The 2622-nt window shown below is 65.7% G+C and carries 4 protein-coding genes; 3 read left to right on the plus strand and 1 reads right to left on the minus strand.

Translation table 11 applies throughout. From position 1 onward, the window contains the following. The 3 genes from VD972_RS22165 to VD972_RS22175 form a co-directional block, all read left to right on the plus strand. On the plus strand, positions 1 to 395 hold a 395-nt coding region (locus VD972_RS22165), incomplete at its 5' end, for a CHAT domain-containing protein (RefSeq protein WP_324990118.1). Positions 396 to 928: 533 nt separating this feature from the next. Then, the gene (locus tag VD972_RS22170) at positions 929 to 1054 is read left to right on the plus strand and encodes a hypothetical protein (RefSeq protein WP_324990120.1); all 126 of its coding nucleotides are present in this window, start codon (positions 929 to 931) and stop codon (positions 1052 to 1054) included. Then, positions 1051 to 2202, plus strand: coding sequence for a CHAT domain-containing protein (locus VD972_RS22175; protein WP_324990121.1), 1152 nt, complete (start codon positions 1051 to 1053; stop codon positions 2200 to 2202). Before VD972_RS22170 ends, VD972_RS22175 begins: the two co-directional genes overlap by 4 nt. Here VD972_RS22175 and VD972_RS22180 read toward each other — a convergent pair. After that, positions 2199 to 2622 (minus strand): DUF5808 domain-containing protein (locus VD972_RS22180; protein WP_324990123.1); only part of this gene is annotated, 424 nt, incomplete at its 5' end. The genes VD972_RS22175 and VD972_RS22180 overlap by 4 nt on opposite strands.

Raw genomic sequence — 2622 nt, forward strand, 5'->3', positions numbered from 1 at the left:
GCCCAGAAGACTCCTTGGTCACCGCGCTCGAGTTGGCCGGGCTCAACATGTGGGGTACCCAGCTAGTGGTCCTGTCCGCCTGCGACACCGGTCGCGGCGATGTCAAGATTGGCGAGGGCGTCTACGGCCTACGCAGGTCCTTCCTGGTGGCAGGCGCCGAGACGCTCATCACCAGCCTGTGGAAGGTCAATGATGAGACGACTCACCAACTCATGGAGAGCTACTACCGCCTTTTGTTGGCAGGCATTGGCCGCACCGCAGCTCTACGCAAGGCGATGATGGAACTGCGCCATAGGCAGCCCCATCCTCACTTCTGGGCTCCGTTCACCGCTTTCGGTCTAGATACGCCCCTTCGGGGGCTAGCACCGCCCACCCAGGCGCGCATATCCCCTTGAGCGACACTGCTCGGTAAGAGCTCACCCTGGCACGCCTTGATGGCGTGCAGCGTCGTGAGCCCATATGCGACGCAAGTTTCTGGAAGCCGAGAAGTTCTCCTCGACTGCGCCGAGGTGGTGGAGCGCATTCAACAGTGAGCCTTGGCTCAGCGCGCGGTGCCCGGCAGCGCGCTTCGCACGGCGCTCGAATCCATGCTGGGCCTGTGGCACGGGCTGGCCGTCTTCCTGCGCCAGCCTGAAGTCCCTGCCTTCCAGTGTCCACTGACTCCGTCCAAGCCGCCCTGGACCTCTCGCGGGCCTCTTCCTTGTCTTGCCCATACGGGGTGGGGCGAACAATTATGGCAAGGCTCGCGCTGTTCGAGCACATTGAGGTGTTCTACAACGTACGAGCGAGCGGCTGAAACACAGAGGCAGGCAGCGTAGTCAACCTGTCCACCGAACCGGGCGAGTCTCACTCGGAGACAGACGGTCCCGCAGAAATCCGTGCATAACTTAGCGGATCCTCGCCTCCTTATGTGTGAACAGGAGGATTCATGACGATGGTTCTCGCCGCAGCGCTGGCGCTCTCGGCCAACCAGGACGGCGTCCTGGACGCATACGCAACCCTCACTGGAAGGACCTGGACAGGCAGCAGTCTTCCGGGGGCCCGCTATCCATGAGTCGACAGCGCAAGCCCCCAGAGGACGCTGCAGGCACGGAACCATCGCTGCTGCGCATGCTTGCCCTTCAAGAAGAGACGCTGGGAGAGAACCACCCCTCCGTCATCCTCACGCTCCGCAGTCTTGCCCTGCTCCTCCTGAGCCAGCACCGCCTCGCCGACGCCCTGCCGCTCCTGGCGCGATCCCTCGCTCTGTCCGAGGAACAGCTGCGCCAGGAGTGCGTCGCCTCTCTCGAAGCGCGCCTGCTCCATGTGCTGCCCGCGCTTCACGAGGAGGCGGAGCTGCTCTACTCGCTCGCCCTTGCATGGCCGAACGAGCCCCGCGTCCGGCACCTCGCGATCGCTGCCGCGCTGCTGCGCAAGAGCCTGTCCGTTGAATCGCTCTCGTCCCTCTCCCGCACCTTCTGCCAGGGACTGAGCCCGGACGATCTCAAGCGCTTCGAGCTCCTGCGCTCCTTGCGCACGGGGATGTCCATGCTGCGCCTCATGGGCCCTGGTACACGCTTACCTGGTGAATACCGGCAGAGCCTTGAGGCGCTCTCCCATCAGAGCGACGCTCTTGAGGAAGAGCTTGCCACGCGCTCGGCGCCTCTGCGCTGGCTCCGCCACCAGCCCATGCCAGCCGAAGTGCCTCACCGCGTGGCGGCAGTCCTTCCCAGCGATGGCGCGCTCGTCGAGTTCGTTGCCTTCCGCCAGCGTCCCCTCGTCCCCGAGCATGAGCCCTCCTCTTCGCTCCCCACGAGCCCCTTCCGCTACCTCGCGCTCCTGCTTCTCAGTAATGGAAGCAGCCACTGCGTCGACCTCGGTCCCGCGGAACCCATGGATGTAGCTGCCATTCTCATGCACCGCGCGCTCACGAGCCACTCTGCCTCGTTTCAACCCGCTGCTCGGGCGCTCTACGCGTCCGCGGTCCGTCCGCTGCTCTCGCTTCTGGGAACAGTGCGGAGGCTGTTCATTGCGCCCGACGGGTGGTTGGCCCTGGTGCCCTTCACAGAGCTTCACGATGGATCGCGCTTCCTAGCGGACGCAATCGACATCACCCAGATCACCTCGGGCCGGGATCTGCTGCCAGGCCCAGAGGGCCTTCCCCGCAAGAGGCCCGCTCTCTTCCTGACGAGCCTGGGACTCGACTCACCACCGGAGCCCTAACCTCCTGCAGAGAATGCGACGATGAGCGCCACGATCGCGGGCAGGAGCAGCAGCGCCAGCAGGATCCAGGCGGCGGGACGAGCGAAGTTGAGCGTCCAGCCGATCCCGACGAGCTTCGGGACGATGAGCCGGGGGTCATCGGGGTTGCGGTAGAGGAACGGGCCATACCCCTTCGGAAGGGGCTCTCCCTCAGCGGCCCCCTGGCGAGCGGCGACGGCGAGACCGCGTCCCCCCGCTCCCAGCGCCAACACGAGCGCGCCAAGGCACATCCCCATGAAGACCCGAGGCGAGGGAGGCGTCGGCGAGGGCAGCAGGACGGCGATGGCGGCGAAGATCCCCACCTCCGCGATGGAGACCCAGCGCACCAGGTTGCCGGATGCACGCGCCAGCCGTGGGTACCTGGCCCGAGTGGAGCGCTCC

It is taken from the genome of Hyalangium sp. (assembly GCF_035629615.1).
Lineage (GTDB): Bacteria > Myxococcota > Myxococcia > Myxococcales > Myxococcaceae > Hyalangium.

Coding starts and splice junctions, on each gene's coding strand:
- VD972_RS22170 (WP_324990120.1), top strand. CDS start 929: ATGACGATGGTTCTCGCCGCAGCGCTGGCGCTCTCGGCCAACCAGGAC.
- VD972_RS22175 (WP_324990121.1), top strand. CDS start 1,051: ATGAGTCGACAGCGCAAGCCCCCAGAGGACGCTGCAGGCACGGAACCA.